Below are 1,205 nucleotides of genomic sequence, written 5' to 3'. Positions count from 1 at the left end.
CTCAGAACTAACACAGTGGACGCGAGCAACTGAGGACAAGCCCTCGGCCTATTAGTACCGGTCACCTCCACACCTTGCGGTGCTTCCAGATCCGGCCTATCAACCCAGTCGTCTACTGGGAGCCTTACCCCATCAAGTGGGTGGGAGTCCTCATCTCGAAGCAGGCTTCCCGCTTAGATGCTTTCAGCGGTTATCCCTCCCGAACGTAGCCAACCAGCCATGCCCTTGGCAGAACAACTGGCACACCAGAGGTTCGTCCGTCCCGGTCCTCTCGTACTAGGGACAGCCCTTCTCAAGACTCCTACGCGCACAGCGGATAGGGACCGAACTGTCTCACGACGTTCTAAACCCAGCTCGCGTACCGCTTTAATGGGCGAACAGCCCAACCCTTGGGACCGACTCCAGCCCCAGGATGCGACGAGCCGACATCGAGGTGCCAAACCATCCCGTCGATATGGACTCTTGGGGAAGATCAGCCTGTTATCCCCGGGGTACCTTTTATCCGTTGAGCGACGGCGCTTCCACAAGCCACCGCCGGATCACTAGTCCCGACTTTCGTCCCTGCTCGACCCGTCGGTCTCACAGTCAAGCTCCCTTGTGCACTTACACTCAACACCTGATTGCCAACCAGGCTGAGGGAACCTTTGGGCGCCTCCGTTACCCTTTAGGAGGCAACCGCCCCAGTTAAACTACCCATCAGACACTGTCCCTGATCCGGATCACGGACCCAGGTTAGACATCCAGCACGACCAGACTGGTATTTCAACGACGACTCCACCCGAACTGGCGTCCGAGCTTCACAGTCTCCCAGCTATCCTACACAAGCCGAACCGAACACCAATATCAAACTGTAGTAAAGGTCCCGGGGTCTTTCCGTCCTGCTGCGCGAAACGAGCATCTTTACTCGTAGTGCAATTTCACCGGGCCTATGGTTGAGACAGTCGAGAAGTCGTTACGCCATTCGTGCAGGTCGGAACTTACCCGACAAGGAATTTCGCTACCTTAGGATGGTTATAGTTACCACCGCCGTTTACTGGCGCTTAAGTTCTCAGCTTCGCCCCACCGAAATGGAGCTAACCGGTCCCCTTAACGTTCCAGCACCGGGCAGGCGTCAGTCCGTATACATCGCCTTACGGCTTCGCACGGACCTGTGTTTTTAGTAAACAGTCGCTTCTCGCTGGTCTCTGCGGCCACCCCCAGCTCAG

1 rRNA gene (cut by a window edge) is annotated in these 1,205 nt (G+C 56.8%); it reads right to left on the bottom strand.

Features of this window, described 5'->3' with window-relative positions:
* Window positions 1-31: 31 nt before the first annotated feature.
* Window positions 32-1,205: ribosomal RNA gene (locus tag ACIBW9_RS42480) — 23S ribosomal RNA — on the bottom strand (it continues 1,369 nt past the right edge of the window).

The sequence above is a fragment of the Streptomyces sp. NPDC049541 genome, assembly GCF_044465725.1.
Taxonomy (GTDB): Bacteria; Actinomycetota; Actinomycetes; order Streptomycetales; family Streptomycetaceae; genus Streptomyces.
This window is presented reverse-complemented; position numbering and strand designations above follow the sequence as displayed.